22 protein-coding genes and 3 pseudogenes are annotated in these 25,587 nt (G+C 34.7%); 5 read left to right on the top strand and 20 right to left on the bottom strand.

The annotated features are described in order from the left end of the window. Positions 1 to 113 precede the first annotated feature (113 nt). The 4 genes and pseudogenes from ACUC6J_RS07925 to ACUC6J_RS07910 all read right to left on the bottom strand — a co-directional run. Positions 114 to 314 (bottom strand): annotated as a pseudogene (locus tag ACUC6J_RS07925) (YunC family protein); the annotation flags it as partial. Between the two features lie 75 nt (positions 315 to 389). Continuing rightward, positions 390 to 1,517 carry a site-specific integrase gene (locus ACUC6J_RS07920; RefSeq protein WP_447250042.1) on the bottom strand — a complete coding sequence of 376 codons (1,128 nt, stop codon included), beginning with the start codon at positions 1,515 to 1,517 and terminating at the stop codon, positions 390 to 392. A 99-nt stretch (positions 1,518 to 1,616) separates the two neighbouring features. Then, the gene (locus ACUC6J_RS07915; protein ID WP_013309546.1) at positions 1,617 to 1,802 is read right to left on the bottom strand and encodes a helix-turn-helix domain-containing protein; all 186 of its coding nucleotides are present in this window, start codon (positions 1,800 to 1,802) and stop codon (positions 1,617 to 1,619) included. 616 nt (positions 1,803 to 2,418) lie between these two features. Beyond that, the gene (locus ACUC6J_RS07910) at positions 2,419 to 2,784 is read right to left on the bottom strand and encodes a siphovirus Gp157 family protein (RefSeq protein WP_447250041.1); all 366 of its coding nucleotides are present in this window, start codon (positions 2,782 to 2,784) and stop codon (positions 2,419 to 2,421) included. 175 nt (positions 2,785 to 2,959) lie between these two features. Between ACUC6J_RS07910 and ACUC6J_RS07905 the strand changes: the two genes are divergently transcribed. Then, on the top strand, positions 2,960 to 4,120 hold the full coding sequence (locus ACUC6J_RS07905; RefSeq protein WP_447250040.1) for a hypothetical protein: 1,161 nt from the start codon (positions 2,960 to 2,962) through the stop codon (positions 4,118 to 4,120). 32 nt (positions 4,121 to 4,152) lie between these two features. Next, positions 4,153 to 4,623 carry a copper amine oxidase N-terminal domain-containing protein gene (locus ACUC6J_RS07900; protein ID WP_447250039.1) on the top strand — a complete coding sequence of 157 codons (471 nt, stop codon included), beginning with the start codon at positions 4,153 to 4,155 and terminating at the stop codon, positions 4,621 to 4,623. Positions 4,624 to 5,132: 509 nt separating this feature from the next. Here the strand turns inward: ACUC6J_RS07900 and ACUC6J_RS07895 are convergent. From ACUC6J_RS07895 to ACUC6J_RS07820, 16 genes and pseudogenes are all read right to left on the bottom strand, one after another. Beyond that, entirely contained in the window at positions 5,133 to 6,650 is a 1,518-nt protein-coding gene (locus ACUC6J_RS07895) for a hypothetical protein (protein WP_447250038.1), read from the bottom strand. A gap of 977 nt (positions 6,651 to 7,627) precedes the next feature. Further along, the gene (locus ACUC6J_RS07890) at positions 7,628 to 8,257 is read right to left on the bottom strand and encodes a hypothetical protein (protein ID WP_447250037.1); all 630 of its coding nucleotides are present in this window, start codon (positions 8,255 to 8,257) and stop codon (positions 7,628 to 7,630) included. A 200-nt stretch (positions 8,258 to 8,457) separates the two neighbouring features. Next, on the bottom strand, positions 8,458 to 8,709 hold the full coding sequence (locus ACUC6J_RS07885; RefSeq protein ID WP_447250036.1) for a hypothetical protein: 252 nt from the start codon (positions 8,707 to 8,709) through the stop codon (positions 8,458 to 8,460). A gap of 13 nt (positions 8,710 to 8,722) precedes the next feature. Further along, positions 8,723 to 9,889, bottom strand: a complete 1,167-nt coding sequence (locus ACUC6J_RS07880) for a WXG100 family type VII secretion target (RefSeq protein ID WP_447250035.1) — start codon at positions 9,887 to 9,889, stop codon at positions 8,723 to 8,725. A gap of 503 nt (positions 9,890 to 10,392) precedes the next feature. Then, positions 10,393 to 11,811 carry a transcriptional regulator gene (locus ACUC6J_RS07875; protein ID WP_447250034.1) on the bottom strand — a complete coding sequence of 473 codons (1,419 nt, stop codon included), beginning with the start codon at positions 11,809 to 11,811 and terminating at the stop codon, positions 10,393 to 10,395. Positions 11,812 to 12,518: 707 nt separating this feature from the next. Beyond that, positions 12,519 to 13,112, bottom strand: coding sequence for a chloramphenicol phosphotransferase CPT family protein (locus ACUC6J_RS07870; protein WP_447250033.1), 594 nt, complete (start codon positions 13,110 to 13,112; stop codon positions 12,519 to 12,521). A 564-nt stretch (positions 13,113 to 13,676) separates the two neighbouring features. Then, positions 13,677 to 14,516 (bottom strand): tyrosine-type recombinase/integrase, encoded by an 840-nt coding sequence (locus ACUC6J_RS07865; RefSeq protein WP_447250032.1) that lies wholly within the window; start codon positions 14,514 to 14,516, stop codon positions 13,677 to 13,679. Between the two features lie 696 nt (positions 14,517 to 15,212). Then, a complete protein-coding gene (locus tag ACUC6J_RS07860) occupies positions 15,213 to 15,458 on the bottom strand; it encodes a DUF3102 domain-containing protein (RefSeq protein WP_447250031.1) in 246 nt (81 codons plus the stop codon). A gap of 196 nt (positions 15,459 to 15,654) precedes the next feature. Then, positions 15,655 to 16,068, bottom strand: a pseudogene (locus ACUC6J_RS07855) (alpha/beta hydrolase); the annotation flags it as partial. Positions 16,069 to 16,543: 475 nt separating this feature from the next. Next, positions 16,544 to 17,017, bottom strand: coding sequence for a hypothetical protein (locus ACUC6J_RS07850; protein ID WP_447250030.1), 474 nt, complete (start codon positions 17,015 to 17,017; stop codon positions 16,544 to 16,546). Positions 17,018 to 17,039: 22 nt separating this feature from the next. Beyond that, positions 17,040 to 17,558, bottom strand: a complete 519-nt coding sequence (locus ACUC6J_RS07845) for a hypothetical protein (protein ID WP_447250029.1) — start codon at positions 17,556 to 17,558, stop codon at positions 17,040 to 17,042. A gap of 126 nt (positions 17,559 to 17,684) precedes the next feature. After that, entirely contained in the window at positions 17,685 to 18,416 is a 732-nt protein-coding gene (locus ACUC6J_RS07840; protein WP_447250028.1) for a hypothetical protein, read from the bottom strand. 450 nt (positions 18,417 to 18,866) lie between these two features. After that, positions 18,867 to 19,010, bottom strand: a complete 144-nt coding sequence (locus ACUC6J_RS07835) for a hypothetical protein (RefSeq protein WP_447250027.1) — start codon at positions 19,008 to 19,010, stop codon at positions 18,867 to 18,869. Positions 19,011 to 19,435: 425 nt separating this feature from the next. Continuing rightward, positions 19,436 to 19,858, bottom strand: coding sequence for a hypothetical protein (locus ACUC6J_RS07830; RefSeq protein WP_447250026.1), 423 nt, complete (start codon positions 19,856 to 19,858; stop codon positions 19,436 to 19,438). Between the two features lie 456 nt (positions 19,859 to 20,314). Then, complete coding sequence (locus tag ACUC6J_RS07825; RefSeq protein WP_447250025.1) at positions 20,315 to 20,482, bottom strand: hypothetical protein; 168 nt, start codon at positions 20,480 to 20,482, stop codon at positions 20,315 to 20,317. A 108-nt stretch (positions 20,483 to 20,590) separates the two neighbouring features. Beyond that, positions 20,591 to 21,044: pseudogene (locus ACUC6J_RS07820) on the bottom strand (hypothetical protein). 416 nt (positions 21,045 to 21,460) lie between these two features. Here ACUC6J_RS07820 and ACUC6J_RS07815 point away from each other — a divergent pair. From ACUC6J_RS07815 to ACUC6J_RS07805, 3 genes are read left to right on the top strand one after another with little or no spacing between them, the layout of a single operon-like run. Further along, positions 21,461 to 22,594, top strand: a complete 1,134-nt coding sequence (locus tag ACUC6J_RS07815) for an ABC-three component system protein (RefSeq protein WP_447250024.1) — start codon at positions 21,461 to 21,463, stop codon at positions 22,592 to 22,594. Continuing rightward, positions 22,594 to 23,088, top strand: a complete 495-nt coding sequence (locus tag ACUC6J_RS07810) for a three component ABC system middle component (protein WP_447250023.1) — start codon at positions 22,594 to 22,596, stop codon at positions 23,086 to 23,088. The genes ACUC6J_RS07815 and ACUC6J_RS07810 overlap by 1 nt, the downstream gene beginning before the upstream one ends. Before the next feature lie 8 nt (positions 23,089 to 23,096). Next, positions 23,097 to 25,046, top strand: a complete 1,950-nt coding sequence (locus ACUC6J_RS07805; protein WP_447250022.1) for a DUF3732 domain-containing protein — start codon at positions 23,097 to 23,099, stop codon at positions 25,044 to 25,046. Positions 25,047 to 25,587: the final 541 nt, after the last annotated feature.

The raw sequence follows: 25,587 nt of genomic DNA, 5'->3' as shown, positions 1-25,587 counted from the left end.
CAAATAGTTCCACTCGATAGAATGAAAAATTTCACAGAAAAAACCGGAGCCGTAGCGCCCGGTTTTTTAACTTTTTCTTTTTTGCTTTTATCCAACAACTATTACTAGGCTTCTTACACCAGTTTCAATAATGCTTCATAGCCTGGCATCCCTGGCTTAATTCCAAGTTGCTCAGCTTCCGTCGTCACTGACTCCATTGGTGCTTCCAACAGTTCCTTTAGTGTTTTTACCCCTACAGCACGTGCGGCCAGAATTTTCCGATCCGCCAGCCGTTCATTGAGCAATCCGACATCCAGCGCACCACACATGATGTAAACTATCAGTAAAGCTTTGTATATCAACAGTTTTTAAGCAACAACTCATTTGAGGTCACAAAAAGGTCACAAAAATCACAATATGATCATCTGCTCAAGCTCATCGGCTACCTCTTGTTGCATACTAGGAAGTACATGACTGTACGTATCCAGCGTGACAGATATCTTACTGTGACCTAATCTCTCTGAAATCACTTTGACATTCATTTTCTTTTCTAACAGCATCGTCGCATGGGTATGTCTCATATCATGGAAACGGATATGCGGAAGCTTGGCACTTATAACATCCTTTTTATAAGCCTTGGACAAATTAGCAGGGAACACTGTTTTACCATTTTTTAAATTGAAAATAACAATATCCATATCGATAAAACCGTCTCCAAACTCTCTTTTCCACTTTACTTTGTAAGCTTCATGTAGCCTACGCTGTTCTTCAAGAATCGCAATCAGTTGATTAGGTATAGATATTTTACGTTCCCCGGCGGTAGTTTTAGCTCCAGATTTGATCCGAGTTCCATAATGAGCAAGCGTTTGTCTGATGGTAATTGTCTTTGATTCAAAATCAATATCCTTCCATCTTAACCCTAAAATCTCCCCTTGCCTCATTCCTGCTAATAAAGCGAGTCCATAAACACAATGATAACGATCTTCTTTGGTACATTGGAGAAAATGATTCACTTGTTCCAACGTCCAAATAGACATTTCTTTTTTTACTCGCTTGGGAAGTGTCACTTTTCGCATGGGATTTTCTTTGATGAAGCCATATTCAATCGCCTTATCAAATACTTTTTTGACCATCGTTGTAATGCGATCTATTGTATTCCTCGCAAAATTCTTCTTGTGCAACTCATTCACGAAATTTTGACATTTCAATAAATCAAAATTTTGCAACTTTACTTTTCCGAATTTAGGCTTAATATGATTTTTGAAATATAACTTGTTATTGTAAAGCGTTGTTTCGCCACATTCATGAACCCGGATGTTATCCAGCCAGTAATCCATAAACTCATTGAGTGTAGTGTTATCTTTCCTGATATATTCTTTATTCTTCACATCATTCTGAAGCTCAATCATCTTATCATTTGCTTCGCGTTTTGTCTTAAAGCCTTTTCTGCGGATTTGCCGCCTCTTCCCCGTTTCGTCGTAATAACCAAAAACAAAATCCCATTTTTTTGTCTTCTCATTAACAAAAGGTTCTGCCATTTAAAACTCCCTTCTTGTGACAATAAGAAAGGAGGTCAAGCATGTGACTAAAAGTAATCATACCACATGAAAGCCTCCCTATAACCTATTTGTAATCAGCTATAACCGACCTTTCATCCAGTCTTCAAACACATCTTCATGCACCAGATATCTGGTTCCTAATTTTATGGTGTAGAACTGCTTGGATTTAATTAACTCATATGCCTTATCTCGTCCGATTCCCATCTTACGCATAATATCCGTCACACCAATCATAACTCTTCCGCTTTCCATCGTTTTAGTCATCACGCTCACCTCAAAATACTCCTATGTATGTTTTAATTTGTCCTATTCCATTCCTTGTTTAACTGCTTCATAAATCTTGCCGCGCTATTTCTCAACTTCCTATGTATAGAGTCTAGCTTGTCTTCTTAGCTTCTAAATTTATTGCCCTTCCCTTCGGACTAATCTAAATCATATTGCCCTTAAACCAACGTTTTCATCTGTGTGAAGCAACTTGTATGTATATGCTCACTTCTTAATACAACAACCGATTGTAAAATGCCAATTTTATAAACTATCCGTTGAAAACTAACCAGAGGAATCCATACATTAAAGCGATTAGTCCTATAATACCGAACAAGCAAAAAAGTAAAAGCATAAGAACAAATTTTTTACCTTCCATAATAAACACCTCATTAAAGAATATAAAACGGGTAAAAGAAGTCAGCTACTCAATCTCATTCTCACTTAGTCCAACATCGTTTAGCTTAATCAACAGTTTTGACAGTTCAGGATACGAAATCGTCCATCCACGTTCTACAAATTTGATGTTCGCATGACCGATATTACGACCACGTTCATCGTTATATCGGGTTGTGGGACTCTATATGTATTTGGAATAGCTTTTTCATTCACAATATTAATGGATGGATGGAGGATTCTTTTGTAGTCTAACCTTGAATAGACCTGCGTCTATCTTGTCAATCTTATTTACTTCTAATACAGCTTGAGTGTAGCTCTTTAATCCTTCTACTTTGTTCTGAAGGTATTTGCGTTTTTTAGCCAAACGATCCTCTTCTTCTTTTAAGGCTTTGATATCTCCCTCGATGTTTTTCATGAACTTAGCGATATTCTCTGCCTTATTACTAATCTTATCTTCAATAGATTCTAGTGTCTCAATATACAGTTGCAAATCATCTTCCGTTAAATCGTCATTGTCCCACGCAGAATCTACAAAATTGTTAAATACTCTATACTGCTCCCCAAGCTCATATAACTTACTCATACTTTATCATCCTTTTGTATGTATTATGGTAAAATCTATGTTTTATACTAGTAAATAATCACAAAATTTTTCCTTGCTATATATTTTTATTCATATTATACTTTTTCAGTAAGTTTTTTTGAGAAGTAATGCTGGCCAGCTTACTATATAAATCCAATATCAAGGAGGATATACTATGTTAAAAGTAGCTAAAGTTGCTTTATCTGTTTTGCTCCTATCTGCATCAATCCCTTCTTTAATGGCGAATGCCCAAGAAAATGCCACCCCCAACAACTATGACCAGTATATTAAAGAAGCGATTGAACAAGAAATCTTGCTAGATAAAGGCGCATCTAGTGCTGCAAAAGGTATGTCAACTATGAGCAATAAGGAGTTCGATAAAACTTTAGACAACATCACAGAAAGTTCTAGCATTAGTCAAACCACAAAGGAAAACATCAAAAAATTGGAGGATGCTGAAGTTATTCTTCTAGATTTCGATTCAGATGGAGAATTAATTAACGCAACTTCCTCAGATAAAGGCGATATCCGATCAAATTTTGAAACAAAAGAAATCACAACTACAGAATCTACATACGGAACTGAACCAAACGAAAGAATCTCTACACAATCTTACTTAGGTAATCAAGGAAACACAGCTGGCAAAGAAACAGGGGCATTCCATCGCCTTCAAACCCCCGCTAGTAACACTAATAAAATATATAATGGCGTAGTTGCAGACTCTGTTGTTTTGCCAACTTATAATATCACTGATGCTTTGAAATATTCAGAGGCGGCCTACTTATACACTGGTGTTGATGGAGTAGCTGAAGTTGGATTTGAAGGAATTGCTTCTCAGTTTACTCCAGCTGGGTGGTATCCAATGTTCCATGCAAAATCAAATCATACTGTTGATTCAGGAAATACCAATGGCATACCACAACCTAGTAGTGGAAAATATTATTATGATACAACTAAAAAGTTCTATGGTGGTGACAAAATTAACGGCTATAAAGTATATTATTACTCAACAGACTCAACTCTCACCATTAGAGAGCAAATAAATTACTCGGATATTTATGTTGTTAGATTTAATGGGTTAGGAAGTACAGGTAGATCAGTTAAGCGGCTAACTGCAATAGCTATGGGTTCTGCCACTTCAACCACCAGCCCATTCCACTATGGATACACTACACCTGCTATTTGGAACAATATGAAATTTCTAACTAACAATAGTTCCAGTTCAGTTTACCCAAGTAGTGTCTCCGGATTAAGCAACGATGTATGGACTCATGGAGGAAAAATAGATTATACTACATCGGGTCAGTCAGAAAGATATGTCTTTTCAGTAAATTGATTATACTTTGAATTATAAAGGAGAAATACATCATGAAAAGATTCTTTACAGTATCTGTATTTCTTATTTTTTCACTTGCATTAAGCGTACAAGCCAGTGCAACAAAACATCCTTATAGTTATGCAATTAATGTAGAGGTAAACAGTGTTCCTGTTAATTTCGGAACTAATTCAGATGCGCCTCCGTATATTGATAATGCTACAAATACAGCTTTTGTTCCTCTTCGTTTTGTTTCTGAAAATTTAGGTGGCAAAGTAACAGATTGGAACAAAGCTTTGCAACAAGTCACCATTCAATCGAAAGACGGAACTGTAATTAAATTAGCGGTCGGTAGCAAAATTGCGTATGTCAATGGTGAAGAGAAAACCTTGCTTGTCGCACCACAAAGTCCGGCAACTCGCATTCAAGTTCCATTGCGAATTGTTTCCGAAGTATTGGGAGCTAAAGTTGATGCTAAAAAAATAGATGGAACATTAAATGTGAACATTACAACTTCCCATTAACATTTCCTAATCTAGACCACCTTCTTTTTATGGTGGTCTTTCTCATTTTGCTTTTTGTTCGACGCATCCTCCTGTTTGTTGTAAAAACTCTTAAAGAATATTCATTCTACTACTTTACTTCTTAGGAACTCTGAGCCAGAAGCAAATAGATTTCTCTTTAGGTGTAAAATATCTAAATTACAGACAGTCACTTGTGACTGGATGACGTAGCAATAGCGCAGCGCTTGCGGAGAGTCTTTTGACCTTGATCTTTAAAAGCTTTAAGTGCAAGGGAAACTCAGCGGCAATAAAACTATTCCGCTACGCTACATAGTAGTATTGCTTGTCACCGTTTCCCCTCTTGCTTTCAGCAATTCACCCCTTTGCTCCTATTTTGATTTTTTTCAATTTGAGAGTATACTATCCATGTTCTGGACGCACAAAAAGCTATATAAACAAAGGATTTTTTATCAATTTTGTGATTTAAGGGTGTCTATATAGGCATTTTTCCACCGTTTGGACGCAACATATTAGTCAAAAACCATATGTTTAGCTAATATCCAGTACCTCTTGTTATAGTTTGGATTGGCATTACCATTATCTAATCGTCTTCTTCTGTCCTTGTTCATTTTAGAATCATTGTTGATATTGTATGGTAGACTATTCTTTTGAAAGTAGATATTCAACTGTTCAACATCTTTCTGTTGCCTACCTCTTCCATCGCGCAAGTTTACTTTTTTAATTAGTTCTGCTTGTTCTTCCTTGTATAAACGTGTACCTATAATTGAATCTAAGTAATCTGTAATATCAGCTTTTTCATATGTATCATCTAATATTGTATATGCATCTTGTTGGAGCTTCGTTTTTATGTAGTTCATATATCCGTTTTCTTCACTGGCTACTTGTTCAAAAAACTGCTTGTCAAAGATTTCTTTAAAGAACATCAAATCATTGATAGCTTTATCATATCCAACTTCATTATTTACTGGACGATCATATATAATTCGATTTGATTGCTTCTTATACTTCTGTACATAACTTGATGCTCCATGTTCTTGTAGGTACAGAGCTGGCTCTATTTGTCTATCACAATCTCTGATCAGCTTCTTCAACATTTTATTTGATATATTTTTAATGATTACAGTGACTGTTTCAGTTTTGTCGATGATTCTTTTTCGTCCTAGACACTGAATCAGAACATCTACATCCATAATATCGGCAATCACATATTTAATCTGTTTATCTTTAAGATTGATCCCATTGTCTTGGGTGGATGTACTGAATACAAACTGTTCATCAAATTTTTCATCAATCAGCATCTTACTAACTTGTTCTTTGTTCATGTATCTTTTCTCTGAAGCAGTTCCAGAACGCGAACACACAAACATGGAATCTTTAAATGTATCATGTAGTTTGAACGCCTTAGCTGAACTATTTGTGAAACAGATTACCTTGTGATTCTTGGGTATTTGACATAGAAACTTTTCCAACACTTTGTCATTCTGATAGAAAATTAATTCCTTGATGTGACTGTAATCATGAGGAATAGAATAGCTTTCGTGTTGTATATCCTTATACTTGAAAAAAGCAATCATAGCGTCCGCAGTTGCAGACATACATATTCTTATCTTACTTTTCTCATTGATCATCGCATAGAATGAATCTTCTGTGTTTTTGTTGTATCTTGACTCAGTTAGAAAGTAGTGAAACTCGTCACACACTATGTATTTATAGTCTGCTTTGACAATCGCACTATTTTTTCGTAGCTCCCATTCATACTTTTGATACAGAATAATTGTGATTACATCTGACTTGCCATCCCGATTAATTTCCTCTCGAAACTGTTCATTTAGCCTAGTTCGATTGAGGAAGAAAAGAATTCTAGCTCTCTCCTTCTTCGCTATGGGATAGAGTTCATTTTTTATAAAGTGACTTTTACCCACACCCGTACCAGCTTCGATTGTTATAATGTCTCCACGTTGCCATTTATGGATATGTTCAGTTAGTACATCTGAAACAGTAATTCTTTTCTTTGTTGATTGTGTCAAAATTTCTCCTTTCTGCTCAGCACATAAGTATCTTTATTTAAAGATAAACGGGTAGTTTACTCAACCTAATGACATTGTTACCTATAGAATATAGACTACTCCCGTTTTTTATAATTCCTCAAAAAAGCATACAACAAATAACTTTAGATCATAATTAGATAAGAAATAACATCAAGCTCCACAAGCTCGATATAAATTCCGCTCCCAAAACTGATTTAAGCCTTGTCATAATTGAGCAAACTATAATGAAGCGCACACAAAAACAAAGCTTTCCCAGAAACAAAGAAAGTCCACCTAAGTGTGTATCATTAATTCAGTTTTCAAAGATCGGCACAACAAATAAACTTAACGCTCATTCCAGATAAAGCAAATAAACAATATTAAGTTCGCCGATCCAAAAAATATTTTATCTAATCTAGTATCCATCTTGTCTACTTGCTGTAATTTGAATCTACTTTGTTAATTTTGTCCTTGGTAAAGCTTATGTATTGTCATCTACTGCTCAACTTCATTTCCTTCGGTTCGTTCACCTTCGCCTCACTTTTTTTCTCCTTTTCATTGTAATTTCAACTGAAGTCTGTCATGCTCTGGTTGATATACCCATAGTATATCATGGGAATATATCTGTCAACAGTAAATCGAAATATTTTTTACAATCAGGAATTGTGCGTGTGCATCAGCATGTGAATATCAGAAACGTATAATGCATATAATGAAGAAAAAATTTGAGTCTCCTTTATGCCGAGCAGATTACATTCAAATTCACTATTACTATCAGCAACACTCATCAACTCAAAGTACAGGCTTATCTCTCAAGTGTCCATACATGACTATTTTATCACGGTTGATTTTCGGATATGACGACTACCATAGCTAATTGGGCATCCGTAAAAAGAGGACACCCAACTTCGGGTAATTCCCGGGAACTTTATTGGCGTTTTTTTACTATTAAGCTTATGTCGTAAAAATTCACTATTTTATTGAATCTTCTCTTCACCATTGTTATTATACTTTTGTAAATCAGTCGTTAGATTCTCAATTGATTGTCTTAGACGATCATTGCTTTCAAGTTGGTGGACTCGTTGCTCAAGTTCTTCATATTTATCTGATGCTGGTTCACTATTACTAAAGTTATGATTGAGATAGTATGTTAGGAATACAGCTAATAAGGTCATAATCCAAGGAATAGTTTTGGATAAAGTAATTTCGTTCCAATCGAAAAAACGATAATTTGAAGTTAATTCCTTTATCTCTTCTCTTTGCTCTTCCTCAACAATATCAGGTAATACTTCTTCAATAGCATCAACAAAGCCATCCAAATAATCAATAGTGAGGTTATCAATATAGCTGTGATTATTAAAATTCAAAGACAGCATTTGAGTTGAAATTTTAGATATAGCCTCCCATTCTTTAAACAGTCCATCATGATTGAAATTATTGAGCATTTCACCGAATTGAGGGATCATGCGTTGAAAGTTATTGCGTTCAACCAACCGTGTAATAGAATTAAACGATTCAACAGGCAACGATGGTAATTGAGCTTTATCGAACAGTCTCATTAGACTATTCTGTTCTTCCCATAATTTTGAGTATGTATCAAACTTCATATCATTCACGTCCCTTCCGTATACTTTAACTATATCACAAAGTTAGTTGCCTAATTAAAGATTATCCTTTTTAAATATCGTCTCTTAATTCTAAGGTGTATGCAAAATTATCCCCTTTATCAGATTGGATAACTATAAAAAAAGCTTACTCCCATTTTATTGCCCAAGGAGCAAGCTCGGTTCGTATTCTTGAAGCTACTTTATGATTCAAATGTCATCTTGTCGGGAAATATACCACCTTCTTTAATGAAACAACGTGCCATCCGTTGTGCAGCCCTATCGAAATAAAATTTATTTGAATGACTCGGATCTGGTAAAGGTTCAATTTCAGAGAACAACTTAGTCTCTTTATTTAATTGAATTTTCCCCATAATGTGTTCATTTGGGCCATATTTATAAATAACTACATTCTCATCCTCATGTTCTTTAAAAAGTAAAACAAATGCTCCCATTATAAAATCTCCTCTAGTCTATTTCCCATGGACGCCCCGACCTTACCGCAGCTTTATGAGCAGTCTCATAGTCTGTTTTAAATATACCCTCAAATCTGGATTCAAACAATTCATGATTAAGCAAATCCATATCTTTTTCTGTTTGTAATCCTTTTTGTAATCTTTCCCATGCTTGAGCTATTTCGTAATCAGAATGAAATCTGCCATAACCACTTGACTTTATGTGTTCATTTATGAAAACATGTTCTTTGATTCTTTGAACTCTACTTTCTTTCATTCCAGAATTTTCGGCTATTGCTCTTACATCATCACTATCAGAAGCTCTGATTTGATCATACATCTCGTCTGCTTCAGCTTCTCTACGAAAATATTCATCAATTGAAAGATCGTTTCTTCCACCTGTTTGTACTTCTGTTTTAGGTTCAGTTTCTATTGAATTACCCAATTTTGAATTTGTATTGTTCTTTGGAATCTCATACTTAATGGATGATTTCAATCCAAGTTTGGGTTTGATTACAGAACTAACTCCTCCAAACAATCCTGCTGTACCGATTATATTAGCCCAGTGTTCCTTTGACCAGGCATTGTTAGGATTGAATGCTCCCTGAATCATACCCGTTACTCCAAATGTACCGAAATTGAGCATGTCATTCCACGAATCGTTTTGTTTAGCTGCCCGTTCCATGTACCCTTGGTACATTCCTTTTGGAATACCATATGTCATATAATCTAAGAAGCTCCAAACCGAATCAAACTTTTTCTCATAACGTACTGAATTAGCGTCTACAAAATCCTGACCTAGTTCAGTTAAGCTATCTGCCGATTTCTGGAACGCATTTCGTGTATCTGGAGCAGGAGTAGCACATGAATTCGGTGGAGGTGGTAAACAGCTTGCGTCAATGTTACCTGCTTCCATCAAATCAGCTAATCTAAACTTGTCCGCATGGTGACGTAATTCTTTTGCAATAGAATCTGTTAGTGTAACAAAGTCATTCATATTCTTTTGAGAGGTCTGGAAGGAATAGTAAAAGCGCTCCTTTGTTATACCCTCCCATAACTGCCCCATAGATAAAATTTGTTGTACTAAGTTACTGTTCATTTGAGTTGCCGTTTGCTGTGCTAACTCAAACTGCTTGGAGACAGTCATAAGCTGCTCAGGTGTCACTTTAATAGTTGTCATAGTTTACCTCTAGTCATGAGTTCGTTATGACATAGTAACATTATTCCGATTTGTGGAAAACGAACTTAATTCCTAATTGTTATGTGAAATTAGACACCTTTGTGCCTGCGTCTAAAGGCTTAAGTCCTCAGCCATATCCTGCAATTCAGGGATAAGAGTTAGAAGTTTTTTATAGTTATGTAACTGCTGTTTCGTGATATTAAGTTCTTGAGCGATATCAGCCTGTGTTTTTTGCTGACCAAAATTATTTTGCTCGGCACTTTTATTTGTATACTGGTTGCTTCCTTCTAAATTGTCTATTACATAAAAAATACACTCCTTAGATTATCGGTTCAACCTGTTTTAGGTTCATCCAATATCCATCCTAGGGAGTGTATTTTTAAAGCTGGGCTTTTTCTTTCCTTATTCGTCCGAAATATTAAGCCCCCCCATGTTGATCATAAAGTACGATAATCTGGTGTTGGCTATGAGTCTGAACAGGCGCAGTCACGATAAACAAAAAACTAATTGCGGAGATCAATAGCACCATTTTTCTTAACATCATCTATCCACACCTTTTCAATAAACTTTAAATATGCTGCCTTAGTTTCGGGTACTACATAGTCTCGATAACGCTCAAACAGCACCATACATTTTATAAAATAAGTCTCATTATTTAGTATATGATATTTCTCCATTGAATACACCAAATGTTTAAAGCCATTACTGTATATCCCCCGATGTAAATAATAATAAGCCAATTCGTATCCCAGACGTGCAAACTGTTCTGGAATTACATGTTGAGTATATATATCATTAAATTGAGGCAATTGCAAAAGTGAATTAACTTCCGTTTCAAAACGCTGAAGTATATCATTTACGTCTTTCTGATATCGGTTTGCCGTCATCATAATGTTCAACAATTGGGTAACCCTATCTTGGTCAGTTGTATCTGACGATGCAGCAATATATTCTACATAATCATTTAAGACCTTCATATCTCCAGATAGAAGCTTGTTCACAATAACGTTAGCTTGCGCCCAATGTTGAAATAACTTAACCCAATGAAGGGTGTTCTCATCTGTCTCTTGGACCCAATCTAAATTAGCGTATTCATACGTATATTGTAATGCCTGTCCATAATCTTCACGTGATTCACATACACCAGCACACAATAAATCAGCGTAGGTGATATATACAAACATTGGGCGGCTCAGTTTCTTAATGACCTCATTGTGTTCTCTGCTCTTTTGTTTATGCTTCATTGAATATTGGATTTTTGCTTTCGCCTTCATTTTTTTAGCCATTTCCTCAACCTTGTCCCACATGCGCAAAGACCTGTACACATTCGCCAAATCCTTCAAGGCATCAAGCTGTTCTATATCATCTAGGCGTTCCACAAAAACTTCAAATATCGTAGCTGCCCTGAGATTACGACTTTGATCGTCTCCGATTTGAATCGTGAATATACGATATTGGCAGACTGCCAAACGTTCAGAATGTTGATATCTCTCCGCTTCAGCTACCCCTTCATAGAGCAGCAATGCGGCTTCATGTCGTCCCTGTTCCAGCAATTCTTCTGCAATTTCAAATAGCTTGGGTGAATACAACAGATTATCCATGATGGCTCCCACTACTCGACGGATCGAATCCAGCTTGTCCAATTCCGCACAGCGAAACAAAAACGGCTCAATTCGTCTCATATTCGGGGGCGTGTCGATGATATAGTTTTCTATAAATAGATCGTAAAAGTAGCCCTCTGGTAAACCCATAGCCTTGGTGATTAGGTCAAGTTGATTAACAGACATTGACTTATTCCCTGCTAAAATACTACTTATTATTCCTCTATTCATCCCTGATAGATTCCCAAACTGCGTTAAACTCAAGCCTTCTTGTTTTAGATATTGTTCCAATTCTGCTCTAATCGTGGGTGTAATTTTCATCTATAAACCACCCTTTCAACATGAACTCATAATACGATGCATAGTTAAAATTATTATGTAGTTGTGAAACAAGTAGTAAAATATTTTTCTTGATTGTACCATCTTTTGGAATAAAATCATATACCTTTCATATGTGTACTATAGATACCTTTTGGGATAGTTTACGATGATTATATGATTAAAAGTATCGTCCTCATATTGATGTATAGTTATTGGAAAAATCATAATACAACGCAATTAATACCAAGTTACCAGATTAATAGTTATGTTCGTATTCCATTATAATTTATCTATGGATTGAGCTTAGAATGGATGTATGGCATACAAGCAACCTTAATGATATTAGGGATGGTATCGAGGCTATGTCGGGGAATGGAAGTGCTATGGGGATATTTGTAGATGTTAAGTGGCTAATTGATTTTAATCATCCCCGGGGTATATTTGTTCGAAGAAAATAAAGTTTTAGACCGACTATGTTGATCCTACGAGGATTCTGAATTGCAAAACCAGCAGACTACGAAAAATAAGTACTAGATTCACCCCAAAGTTAAGACAGCCGCATCCTATGACTTGAAAAATAAAGTTTTAGACTGCGGCTGCTTTATTGAGCTAACAATCTCCGTTAGCTTAATTCCGAAATCCCTCGGGCAGACCGAGGGACGATAGCCCCAATGTTTGAATATGGTGTTATCTGATGGATACGCCATCTAGGAAACACTAACATTTCTTTTACTTAATTTCTTAAAAACCGAGTATTTCTTATTGGACTTAATAAAACTTAATATCTTTTCGGCACATTCTATTGGGTTCATCTCTTCCGTATTTACTTCGAGGTCATATTCATCAAAGCAATATATTTTGCTAAACTGTGAAGCTACTAGTCCAATCTGTCTATCCCCTCTTGTTTGCTCTCTTTTTATGAGTTCTTCTTCCGAGCATATTACACCTATAAATAACGTAGGCTGATCGAAAAATTGATCAAGAAACTCATTAAACCTCTTGTCATTGTCGATTATGGTATCTGCTATTACATTAAAACCTAATTCTAATAATAATTTAATTGTCGAATGGTACACTGAGAATATGGAATCATCAAGTATTTGTGAGACAACTTGATGATCTATTTCTTTTGGAGGATCATCTGGAAATTTATTATTAATAAAATCATAGTAATTATTAAAAAAATCATCAATTGATAAATGATAAAAAAGGATCTCTTTCTGATTTATCAGTTCAGTCGATATGGAGGTCTTTCCGGAACTTGAAGTTCCATTTAGAAAAACTAATATCCCTTGCTTCAATTTAATCATCCCTTCAAAAAATAGTTATTTCGTATCTTTCAGATAACGTTATATTCACAAAGTTCATTAAATTATCCAATTCAGAAAATATTCGAGAAACGATTGAACTATCCTGTCAGTTAGTTCAATAAAAAGAACGTTCCCGCGCCTTCGCTTGGGCTACGTCCTCCTCATTATATTCCATTTCCAATCACCTTTTAAAGAACGTACGCGGGTAGCATGTAGTGCTTAAACAGGGGACTTATCTTAACCTAAGCACTAAGAAAATACTATATTTTCTACGATCAATATTTTTATTAGAGATAAATTTAGAATATAGAGTGATTACTCTACTTAAATTCCCCAACATCGGACAAATCCGTTCATAAGCTTAATCATCATAAGCAAAATAACTTCAGTGTGGAGCTAGATGTGCTGCTGCATTATTTGGAAATTTAATAGGCGTTTTGGGTGTAAACTATCCCCCCTTAATTTAATCAAGCGGAAATATGTGGATATTAAAAACAAAAAAGCCTAGACATGAATCATCTAAGCCGCAGTGTGTACGTAGTGTACACATGATTATTATGAGAATGCTCTTTCAATTGCTGTAATCATTTCTTGTTCATCTGGTTTAGAATAGCGGCGCGTTACATTTACATCTTTATGCCCAGCCATTTCAGCCACAACTGCAATATCATTCCCTGATTTAACAAGGGTACGCACAAAGGTATGTCTGAGTGCATGGGGATGTGTTCCATACTTACTTAGCATATGCTGTACTGTTCGAACTGAAATACGTTTACGTTCATTACTGATAAACAAGGCTTCGTTTTCATCCGTCCTTGAGTCAAGGTATTTACTGATATGATATCGCACGTCAACAGCTAGCGGTAGAGAACGCGACTCGCCACCTTTACTTTCGCGTACAATCAATTTCCCTCCACGTTCTGACAAAGTTACATCACTACGGTTGAGTGAGCATAGTTCAGATACACGTAATCCACATTGCATCAAAACATACATGATAGCAATATCTCGTAAAATCCCGTCCTTTTCAACTTCACGAAGTATACGTTTACGTTCTAAGTCGCTTAGTGACTTTGGGGCTGTTTGTGTTTGTCTTTGAGGTCGAGTACGCTTAATCCGATCAACAATATCAGGTCGTGAGATGAAACGAGCATACACACTCAAACAAGCAAACACTTTATCTACTGTTGATGCGCTCTTTCCATCCTGTTCTAAATACTTTATATAGGCTTGCACATCATATCTCGTTAAGTCATTCACTTCTCCTCCATTGGGTTCAATCCAGCTTACAAAAGCATTCATTATTCTCATATATGTACGGACAGTATTCTCACTCTTACCAAGCGCTTCTTGTTCTTTTAGGAATGACAGTACTTCTACGCAATATTTTTCCATACTTAGCTCCTCCATATCAATTACTTCTACGACACATTATAACCCGATTATTGCGTGGAAGTCTACTTCTACGACATATTCGTTTATACAAGTTTATCATTTTACGCAGCGTTACAACCCTATGTACAACTTAGAAAATATCGAATTCGTGTGATTTATAGATGTACATCCAGTCAATGTTGACGCTGTGTCAACCATTATAGGGGTATTGCCAACTCTGAGCGCACTATAGAAAAAGACCTGTATCGACACCCTTATCGAAGCTCAATCGTCAAAATTGATAATATGATGATAAAACACTTACTCCATATGGCTTTTTGAATCATTGTGGTTCAAAATTGTACCATAATATATTTACATCGTTACCTATCGAAAAAATAGCTAAAATGCAGATAAACAAAGGGATTTATGAAGAATTGCTTTGCATCGCGACTTCAATCGTAGGTATCGAGAAATAATGTGCAAAAAAGCTTGATGCCTCAAGGGATATTTAAGTTTTTATAAATAAAATTGTTCAAAATCTAGTTTCGAAATACCCTTTATTTATCTATGTTTTTAAAAACAGCAAATCTCTATCGTGAATCGTAACAAGAATCGCGGAGTGGAAGTGTTATTTTCATGTTTTTTCACTCTATCAAGTTGGTTCATGTATATAATAGAAGAAACTCAACTTAACTTCTCTAACCTCACGCACAGTCATTTCATCCACTGTCTTCCATTCACCAGTTGAAGGGATGGTATGCTCCTGATGATTAACAAACTCCAGACGGTCAATTGATTCAGGCAGGAGAGCATTTCAAATATTTTTCTGACTGGCAGTTGCGACGTCGCATTCCCGAATTGTTCAAATGCTTTAATCATTCTTTGTGCTGTTCTGGGAGTAAAATCGACTGTCTTTAGCCACTTCTCCCACTCATCATGTACCAAGTCATTCTCTTTCACATGCTTCAATCGTCGCCCAATCTCAAATAACGACTGCCCAGCAATTTGCTTTTAGCTTATAGAAGATGAAAACAGCGCTGGATGGTATGCAAAATGGGAAGCAGTGAGATAAAACTCCTTGCTTCCCATTATGCTTATTTGGCGAATAAATGTTCTTTCAACCACTGCCTATAAAACTGCAGTTGCTCCTTCGTGTGAAAAATGTCATCATATTTTTGATTATTCTCTCCATATCTAGCACTGGAGAAAGAAACAGGCATTGTTTAAGTGGGAAATTATTATAAGCAAGCAAACTAAAATACGCACCCATGCTACAAGCGAAGATACTGATGTCATCCGATTGCTTTTGTGTGTAACGCATGATTATGTCAAGATCATGAACACAATTTTGAACTTTACAGGCGTATGCTTCTTCTTTGCGGTCACCATGTTCAGGCAAATCAAAACTAATGACTTGATACCCTTGTACCGTTGCTTCTTCAGCAAATATAACGATCGCATCATCTGCCTTGTTTGACATATTACCGTGGATAGCTATAAATATCTTATCTGATTTACCACCCCACAAAATTGCCGGGATACCCTCTATTTTCAATTCTTGTTTTATCATTACTTTATCCTCGCTTAAAACAGCCAGTTGTATGTTGTCTCCCTGTTCAAAATGTTCTTTGCGATTCCACTGCTCCAAATTTATTTTGTTAGAATTCATGATTATCCTCCTAAAAGTAGTAGTATGTGTTTTTAACTTTTAGGAGCTGTCTTGTCTGTCAGTACCATACTTTCACCCGATTCCGAATTTTTTTAATTGAGTACTATACCATATGATATTACAATGGTAAGAAAAACCAAACCGCAAATAGCCCCACAGGAGGATGTTAGCACCCAAAAATTACATGATTGCAACTCTCTATCATCAAATTCAATACCGACCATTTTATCTGTGGTAACACCTATCGCTGTGTCTGGGCTTTGCGTGAGTATCTTACCCGTAACTGTTAATATGAGAATAGCTGAAGCTGGAACTCTGCCTTTCTACATTATGTCATAACCCTTGATATCACTGAGTTTAACGCTATGTTAAATGTTCACCTCTCAACAAAGTACTTATTGGTCATATACCATGCTTTTCCTTTATTCGTATTAACCATACCCTTCTTGCTATCCATAAATACAATCTCACCACATTCTTTACATCCCCATTTATTCATTTTGTACACTGACTCTTCTATATAAGAAGCCCCACATTTACACTCTACCTGAATCAATACCTTGTGCTGGCTATATGCATCCGCTAACTGTTCACTGGCCTTACTCGCTACTGTTGGTTGCTGTATTGCTGCTACATATTCCCTTTGCTCGGAAAATTCATTATGTACTTTAAAATCTGCAACAAGCTCAGGATTCAATCCGAAGTATTCTTTACCAACTGTGGTTACATATTTACTCCCAACACGATAAGATTCTATCCAGTCTTGTATTTGTTTGGTGGATAGGTTTACACTTCCTTTGATGCCGCTGTTTAGCGTGTAGGTCATAGTATAATACTGGTTTAGATTCATATATGAAGCTGCTCCTTTAATACTACGTATTGATTTTCTTTGAATAAATCTTCTTATTGAGTATGTCTTCTTGTTTCTTTAATATCTTGAATCCATCCCTAGAATAAATGTCTGGTTTATCAGACAATACAATATAACCCTCATCAGTAGTTTTTAATAAGTAAAGCTCAATATCTATGCCGTTTATGTTATCTGTGAAATAGTATACTCTTCCTATCTTCTTTGCTACAAAATATAAAGACACATAAGCAATTAAGCATAATAAAAAACTAAGAATTGCAGATCCTAATATTATAACCTTCAAATCTTTTATAGTTTTGATGTCCCCAGTAAAAAAACTCATGATGACAATTAGTGTAGCAGTAGCAGCGACAGTTAGAGCAATTGACAGTGGTGTTACCATATATTTTTTGTTGCTCTTATACAATAGCTTTTCAAGAGGAGTTGAGTTAATTAACGCAATTCCTTTGAAAATTAGTAAGGCGAGCGCGACTACAGATCCAGCCCCGACTAAAGGTAAATATTTAGTTATAATTTCCATATCTTATCCTCCATTATCTAGATTTCTTTATTCACCTAATAAAATCATCGTTTTCCCAAATTATTTATGTTTTCTTGGTCTATATGCTTTACTCATCTCATAACTATCAAATTTTTCGTGAATAAATCATCGGTGTGGAGATCTAAATTTACAAGTTGACAATTCTTCTATAGTTAAAATCCTTTGAGCTATATCTGACAGATCTCCGATGTTTACTTTTAATGGTTGTTCACTTTGAACATTATCCAATACAAATCTATATTCAAGTTGATGGGAAAAAGTATTATGTTTATAAAAGAACAACTTAGGATCAAATTTAATGTGTGCTTGAAATCTTTCTGCTAGTGAATTTTCATCATGATAAATAACTGAACCATGAAAAAACTTGTAGTTTTGTTTCTGGAAGCTCTCAGAAATACGATCACTAAAATCTCTATAGTTTATTATAAGGGCGTATTCCCCAAATTCTCCCCTCATTTGTTCAAGACTTTCCCTGCTTAAGTTTAGTGAGTAAATACTCTCCACATCGTTAGTCTCAATTAGTTTAAAATGTTTTAGTTGCAACAAACTTAAACAAAATAAAGGCTTGTTCCCCAAAAAATCAAATCTAAAATTTATATCTCCGGTCCCAAACAATACCTCTGTATTTGCATCTCTAATTTCTGCATTTTTTATAATATTCGAAAGTTCAAATTTATCTCCGATGCCTTTTTCCCCAGTTGCTTTTTCTCTCTCAATAAAGTATCTTCCATTGTTCATATATAAGTTACCGTTCTTTATATCATTTAACCAGTCAACATTATTGGAAAATTTCAGGAATACAATTGGAGTATTTTCATTTAATTTGTTATCAGTCATAGTTATTCCACCTTCCCTATAAAATCATCATTCTACATATAAAACTCCCAAGCTAAATCACTTGGGGAGTAATATCTTGTTGGTCTAACTCCTTAAATTTGTAATACAATTTTATTTCATGTCTATAGTAAAATCGCCAAAAATAGCTATCACTTTAGCAAAAGCAAAATGAGTTGCAAACCTGGTTCTGTCTTCTTTTGGTAGTTGTTTATACCTTTGAGTTATACTTTTAGTGCAACCTGCATGAATATCACCAAATTGGTCAACAGCTATAAATACCCCGGGAACATCGTGTAGTTTTATGTGGTATCCATTGCTTGTAATCCATATATCCACTTCAATTCTTTTAATCTATTTAGGTTGTTTTCTTTGAGAATTTTATAAATAAATTCATTGTCATTAATGAGATTTTCCAATAAAATCACTTTCTCCGTAGTTAAATGAAGTTTCCTATTTACGACCAGCGCGAGACTGAGACAATACAGATCCAGCTAGTGATTTTGCTATTTTGCTTGAAGACTTGCTTTTTAACACGGAAGAAGCTTTAGAAGACATTTGTTTAGACGACACTTTACGAGTGCTAGATTTAGCCATTGTAAACACCTCCCTTATATGAAATAATTGGTACTTCTTATCTTATTACACCATATGTAGACTGTCAATAATGATTATTATACTACATGTTGTGATTCTTTATTTATATATGGGAATTGCGTCTGCTCTAGTAGTAACAAAAAAACGCCTTTCGTTAGGCGCTTAAACTTGCTAAATGTGATTGATCCTTTGACTCTTATTCATTCATAGTCTTCATTTCATTCATATTGAGAAGGAAATGGAATTTCGAGTAATTTGTCTATTTTATCTGTAAGATCATTTCTTGTATGTGCAACTGTAAAAGAATTTAGGACTTCAAAATCAGAATCTATTGCACCAAGCGCTTCATTGACTTCTGCATCATCATGTAAGGAACTGTCAATGTTTACTTTGAGCAATTCGTAATAAGTGCTGCGCTTGACTTCTTATACATAGTTTGTGATTGTAGTCTCCGTTGATGTGTCAATATTGTCGAATTCAGTCACCAGCTTATCCAAATCTTCAATTATAAATTTCATATCAGTTGGTGTTACTGAAACCCCTGCACTAAGGCGTTCTTTTCTAATCGTATACAACTCATCTTTAAAATTCCGAGCTTTTTCTATTGATTTGATTTCAGCTTTTATTGAGTCAATCCTATCTCTAATTTCAGAAGATTCTTTTTTCTCAAGAGCTTTTTCATAAACTTCTAGAGCATCATCCATTTTATCCTCTTTATAATATTGATCGGCTCTATCTGTCAAACTTGTTACTTCACTTTGAAGCTCCTCCTCTTTATTTACACAGCCGCTAAAGAGTGCTACCAATATTACAACCATAGCAATAATTAGTATTTTGTGATTTTTCATTATTGTTGCCCTCCAACATTTTCCTTTAGCTTACCACGCCTATAGTTATAGGTCCATAGTAATGATAATGCACCTATCGCTAGGCGTTTTAGACTAATATTCAAAGGAGGGATTTCAACCAAATCCATCTTACATAGCCTTTCTGTCACACTGAGCTAATGTTTTGAGACTAATTAATTGACCATCCCAAGTTTGCAGGAAGAGCTTCCCTTTAATGAGTCGTCCGCATTTATACATTTGTTATCGCTCCTTGTTGATTAAATGTATTGCTACATTATTGTTCTTATTCCAGTGCTGTGTATCCTGTTACGATACGATGTTACAATGAAATAGTAATTTTACATTGATTGCAATTCTTCAATTTCCTTCTGTTTCTTTTCAATTTCTAAGTCAATTAATGCATGATTAACAACAAGCTTAAATGATTCAGCAATGCTACTATTAAGCAAATTAAGTTCAGGACTGTTTACAGGCTTGTCTCTTGTCTATTACATCAACGAGTGGGTTAAACGTTTTTCCTTCGTATCTGCTGGCAACTTGGAACATGTAGACAAGTAACATAGCTGCACCATTATGTTCTTTTATGAATTTTTCATATAATGATTGATGCAAATTATTATCCATAACGACACCTCATTAATGTTACTAATTATTTGTTATATGATTTAACAGGACAGGATATGATCTATAATGAATATGTAATTGCAACCTATCCTGCTATGTATTGTTGAATTAGATGGATAATGCCACAATTAGCGATGAAGAATATCTACATTGTTTGAAGTAGGCGTCATAGATACGTTCTGGATCGTCAGTTTTAAAACGTCTAATCTTGACCGCCTTCATCGGTTCTTGAAACAACTTTTCCAATGCAGATTGTTTATCGCAATAATAATCGTAAACGAAAGTCGCTTTGTCGGTGTAGCTGTGTCTGTCGATGTCCTCTTTTCTCATTTTAGCAACCAATGATAATTCAGGTACGCTACCGCTAGTTTCAAACAGCAATCGTTCAACAAAACTCATTTAGTCGATCAATCGTTTTAAGGTGAAATTTCATCAAGTCAATAATGATCGTTGCTTCAGGTGAAATTTCGAGGAAGTAGCAGAGCTTTTCAATTGTTAGGTCAGAGTGGTACGGAATTTCCGTAGTGGTCGTGACAATCACTTGTCTATTAGTTGTGGGCATATATTGTATCTTCTCCATTCGGTTTATAGTTGTGTCACGTGACACATTAGAAGCCTGAAGCAATCCCTCGCGCTTCGTCTTCAGTACGTTCAATAGCCTGAATAAACGACAGCGAAGGTTCCTCACGTTTGTACTGGATAGCCTTCAAACATGTACCTCCAGCCGCACTCCATTCCCAATACGTAATGATATCAATAGCTTAGTAAATCAAAAGCTTACATTGGTAATTTTTTAACACCTCTCTCGTAGCAACATTTAGTATATTCGAAGAATCTTATTGAAAATTTTAACAATACCCTCCCCCTCTTCCGACCTATATAGTATAGTTATAGAAGAAAAATTATTCCAAAATGTAGTCTTTTCTTGTCTTTATACACCTGAACAAGACAAGCATAGGTATTAAGAGGGGGGACCTAATGACTACCAACGATAATACGTTAAAAACTCTTGGTTTTATATATCAAACTTACATTGGCTTAATTAAATGTCTAGAAATGAATTCAAATGAGAAAATTGTCATAGAGCATCTTGGAGATGTCACAAAGATATCTACATCTACATCTTCGCAACAAATTGAGGTTAAGCATCATTTAGATGAGACTACTCTATCCGATAGGAGCCAGGAAATTTGGAATACCGTTTGGAATTGGTACAACAACTCGAATAAATATATAAAAATTGATGAAATGATACTTTTTACAACAGCCAAACTATCTCAAAAATCAATTTTTCGTGAATGGCATTCTATTGACCTTGATAAAAGATATCTTGTGTTCAAAGCTATTGGCGAAAACAAAAAAACGAATGAACAAAAGTTCAGAAAATTGTATGATAAAATTTTTTCCCCTGAACACGATCCAGAGAAACTAAAATGTATTCTAGGTCGGTTTAAAATTCTTTCTGAACAACAAACCATAAAAACAATTATTAATCAGTACTACAAAACCACATTTAGATTTCTAGGTAATGAGAAACAAATGGAGGAGTTTGTATCTGCTCTAATAGGTGTTTTACTTACACTCCCGATACATCAAAAGCGATGGGAGATCACGTATGAGGACTTTAATACCCTTTTTAAAAATTATGCCAAAAGATTTACAGATAGTTCTGAAACGCCACTACAACTTTCCTTCGAGGATTATGAACCAAACATTTCTGAACAGCAAGAATTAATCAAAAAGCACTTTGTTTCAGAGATACAAAGGATAGATTTATCTGATGAAGTAACAGATGCCATAAATGATTACTGTAGGGCAAATAAAACTGTAATTAAATATTTTGAAAATAATATAGTAAAATCTAAGGATTTAAAAGATTACAGAAAACAATTACAAAAAACATTGTCTACTAGTAAAAAATTATCAAAGCTTAATTGCAAGAATGATACCAAAAGGATTTTAACAGAGTCGCAAAAGTTGTACTTAGAATCAATGAAGATGGAAGCACGCAAAATAAATGGTGTAAGTAATAATCGAGATTTCTTTCAAAGAGGCGTTATTCACAGCATAGTAGATAACAAACAATTAACATGGCATATAGGTGATGACTAATGAACATACAACACATTGAAACTTTAATGTACAACCCATTTTTTTTAAGCAAAATAGTTCAAGCATTCCTAACGGGTTATAACAAAGAAGTCGACTTAAAGAAAATCTTTTACGTACTACCTATTGTAATGTATAAAGAATCCAGAGATAGATTAAATACAGCAAGATCAAATAGTACTTTATATTCCATCTTCTCAAAGGAAGTTCAGTTTAACGACTATAATTTAAAATTAAATTCGAAATTTAGTTTGAGCCAAGTCGCGGATTTATTTGAGGAATATATCGATGCTACCAAAAAAAGCATTATCATTCTGGGAAGTCAAAGGAAGATTAAATTTAAGACAAAGATTATTTTATTAGATAAACTTGATTTCAAAGGGATACCTGTTTCTGTCAGAGAATACTTCAAAAGTGCACATTATTTAGGTGTAATACTTAGGAATGTTGAAATAACCGAATTAGAAAACTTTTTAGAACTTAAAATAGAAGCGTAGGTGCTATTATGAAGAGCAGAATAGAAGCAATTATTATACTAAATAACGAAGAAGAAAAACGCTTTGTCGATTTAAACGAGGGAATGAATATCATCTCTGGAGAATCTAAAACAGGGAAAAGTGCTCTAGTTGAAATTATTGATTATTGCTTTTGTAGTTCCCGATCAACCATTCCAAAGGGTAAAATCACGGACTTTGCAAGTATTTTTTCTTTGATCCTCGTTATTGATTCAAAAAGATATATTTTAGCAAGAAAAAATACTTATTTAGAGAAAAAGCGAATGTTTTTTTCACCGATACCTAGTGAAGTAACTTGTTTTACACTAACTAAATCTTATTTAAATGATGAGAAATTTCTAGATTACAAGATTGTACAGAAGCAATTAGAAAAAACTTTAAATCTTCGAGTTTCAAATGTTAAAGATAATGCTGAGGAAACTAAAGAATCGGCTTCCCTAAGACACATGACGTCATACATGTTTCAACACCAAAATTTAATGGCTAGTAAATTCGCACTTTTTTATAGATTTGATGACTATCAGAAGAAAAAGGATGTAATACAACAGTTCCCCATTTTTGCTGGTATCGTCGGCCAAGAGTACTACTCTACTCTTATGCTCTTAAACACATACAAAAAAGAATTAAAGAAAATTCAAAACAATCTAGTAAGTGATCAGAGAATTAAAGCTGATGCTTTAAATAATCTTTTGCCAAAAGTGAAAAATTATCATGCGTTAATTGGAATTGACTTTAAGACAAAACCTACTTTAGAAGAGCTGATTAATATAGCGAACAATTTACCTACTCTTAATGAGAACTCATATACCTCAGATCAAATCGTATCACGTTATGAGGAAATCAATAGTGAAATAGAGGATCTTAGAGCACAAGAGCAACTGTTTAAAAGCAGATTGATTAAACTAGAATCGGCAGCGGACAACAGTAGTGACTATATTTCTTCATTAGAAACATTAAAATATAAATCCGAACTATCTATGCACAATGAAATTGAGTTTGCCTGTCCTTTATGCGGTTCAGAATGCAATGATCTACACGAAATCACACAAGAAGTTGAAAAAGCTTCTTTATGGCTTACAGATGAGATCAGTTTAATTACAACAAGTACAGATCAGTTTTCTGAAGAAAGAAGGAAAATTGCTGAAGAAATGGATCGAGTTATAAAAAAAATTAAGAGCTTATGGGCACAAAAAAGAAATATAGAAAGAAATTATTTGTCCCAGAGTAATCGATTTGGCTTAGAGAAAAAATTGGAATACTGTAGATTAGAAATTCAAATTTATATTGAGACAATTGATAAGGGGCTTTTTAATAATCTGGATAAAGAACTTGAAGAAATTCAAATAAAAATTGATGAATGTAATAATAAACTTGCTCAATTTAATTTTGATGCAGAGAAGAAAATAGCACTCAAAAGAATTAATCAGAATATGAACAGACTAAAAAGTGAACTTGATTTTGAAGAAGAATTTAAACAGTATAATTTAACATTTAATTTAGAGGAATTTGAACTTGCACTTGAAGGTAAATACGGAGAAAGAGTTAGCCTAAGTGAAATGGGAAGCGGTGCTAACTGGGTATCATGCCACATTGCACTTTTTTTAAGTCTTCTGCGCTATTTTACTTCTCAAAAAAATAAATCGCCTATGCCTCTAATTATGTTTTTTGATCAACCAAGCCAAGTTTACTTTCCACAAGATATTACAGAAAGTGATAGCAAAAAGTCTACGCAAGAAATTGAAAATGACAAACTCGCTGTTACAAAAATGTACAAAGTTATGTTCGATGAAATTGAACAAATTTATATAGATACTGAGATAAAACCTCAATTGATCGTAGTTGACCATGTAGATTCTTCCTCCATGCAGACTCAAAATGAGCGTACAAAATTTGAGCAATCAACACGGAGAACCTGGCGAAATGGTAAAGCACTTATATAACACACAAGAAACTCCGTAAAGCTCGGAGTTTTTGTGTTCTTCCCAACTATGCTAAGCTTCTCCAGTACTGATTTTGATTAAGTAATAACAACCAGCAGTAGTTTACACTAAGTTAAACTTAGGCTTTTCTTATTATGTGAAAACCTTTGATATTAAAGTAAAGATAAAGTATAAAAAGAATATTTTTAATGAATTCCAAGAAGTCAGGAATTCTTCATTATGAAGAAATCACCCTTTGAAATTCGACTTCTTGTATTTGATCTTTTATATAAACAACATCTTTTCAGTAGAATTATTGATCCTTTGCTGCATTGACCGTTGGGCAATGTTCTAGTATTTATTCTCCCTTTCTTCCAATATCGTGATACAGTCCAAACTGCTCAAATGAGTCAATGTTATCGTCTTTAGATACAGTAAAATCTAATTACCATCAATATGGGAGCAACGCATACCTTCCGAGACGCTCTCAACGTCGTTTTTAAGGAGGTTATTTGTATCGTTAGGAGGTATTATAATCAAGCATTCGAGAAATCGGGCTGTA

Source organism: Paenibacillus sp. JJ1683, assembly GCF_053006485.1.
The sequence above is the reverse complement of the archived record's forward strand: the minus strand, read 5'-3'. Positions and strand labels throughout refer to the sequence as shown.

What these genes read in the sequence shown, in the direction of transcription:
- ACUC6J_RS07920 (WP_447250042.1), bottom strand. Translation starts at nt 1,517, where the DNA reads ATGGCAGAACCTTTTGTTAATGAGAAGACAAAAAAATGGGATTTTGTT.
- ACUC6J_RS07915 (WP_013309546.1), bottom strand. Translation starts at nt 1,802, where the DNA reads ATGACTAAAACGATGGAAAGCGGAAGAGTTATGATTGGTGTGACGGAT.
- ACUC6J_RS07910 (WP_447250041.1), bottom strand. Translation starts at nt 2,784, where the DNA reads ATGAGTAAGTTATATGAGCTTGGGGAGCAGTATAGAGTATTTAACAAT.
- ACUC6J_RS07905 (WP_447250040.1), top strand. Translation starts at nt 2,960, where the DNA reads ATGTTAAAAGTAGCTAAAGTTGCTTTATCTGTTTTGCTCCTATCTGCA.
- ACUC6J_RS07900 (WP_447250039.1), top strand. Translation starts at nt 4,153, where the DNA reads ATGAAAAGATTCTTTACAGTATCTGTATTTCTTATTTTTTCACTTGCA.
- ACUC6J_RS07890 (WP_447250037.1), bottom strand. Translation starts at nt 8,257, where the DNA reads ATGAAGTTTGATACATACTCAAAATTATGGGAAGAACAGAATAGTCTA.
- ACUC6J_RS07885 (WP_447250036.1), bottom strand. Translation starts at nt 8,709, where the DNA reads ATGGGAGCATTTGTTTTACTTTTTAAAGAACATGAGGATGAGAATGTA.
- ACUC6J_RS07880 (WP_447250035.1), bottom strand. Translation starts at nt 9,889, where the DNA reads ATGACAACTATTAAAGTGACACCTGAGCAGCTTATGACTGTCTCCAAG.
- ACUC6J_RS07875 (WP_447250034.1), bottom strand. Translation starts at nt 11,811, where the DNA reads ATGAAAATTACACCCACGATTAGAGCAGAATTGGAACAATATCTAAAA.
- ACUC6J_RS07865 (WP_447250032.1), bottom strand. Translation starts at nt 14,516, where the DNA reads ATGGAAAAATATTGCGTAGAAGTACTGTCATTCCTAAAAGAACAAGAA.
- ACUC6J_RS07850 (WP_447250030.1), bottom strand. Translation starts at nt 17,017, where the DNA reads ATGAATCTAAACCAGTATTATACTATGACCTACACGCTAAACAGCGGC.
- ACUC6J_RS07845 (WP_447250029.1), bottom strand. Translation starts at nt 17,558, where the DNA reads ATGGAAATTATAACTAAATATTTACCTTTAGTCGGGGCTGGATCTGTA.
- ACUC6J_RS07840 (WP_447250028.1), bottom strand. Translation starts at nt 18,416, where the DNA reads ATGACTGATAACAAATTAAATGAAAATACTCCAATTGTATTCCTGAAA.
- ACUC6J_RS07835 (WP_447250027.1), bottom strand. Translation starts at nt 19,010, where the DNA reads ATGGCTAAATCTAGCACTCGTAAAGTGTCGTCTAAACAAATGTCTTCT.
- ACUC6J_RS07830 (WP_447250026.1), bottom strand. Translation starts at nt 19,858, where the DNA reads ATGAAAAATCACAAAATACTAATTATTGCTATGGTTGTAATATTGGTA.
- ACUC6J_RS07825 (WP_447250025.1), bottom strand. Translation starts at nt 20,482, where the DNA reads ATGGATAATAATTTGCATCAATCATTATATGAAAAATTCATAAAAGAA.
- ACUC6J_RS07815 (WP_447250024.1), top strand. Translation starts at nt 21,461, where the DNA reads ATGACTACCAACGATAATACGTTAAAAACTCTTGGTTTTATATATCAA.
- ACUC6J_RS07810 (WP_447250023.1), top strand. Translation starts at nt 22,594, where the DNA reads ATGAACATACAACACATTGAAACTTTAATGTACAACCCATTTTTTTTA.
- ACUC6J_RS07805 (WP_447250022.1), top strand. Translation starts at nt 23,097, where the DNA reads ATGAAGAGCAGAATAGAAGCAATTATTATACTAAATAACGAAGAAGAA.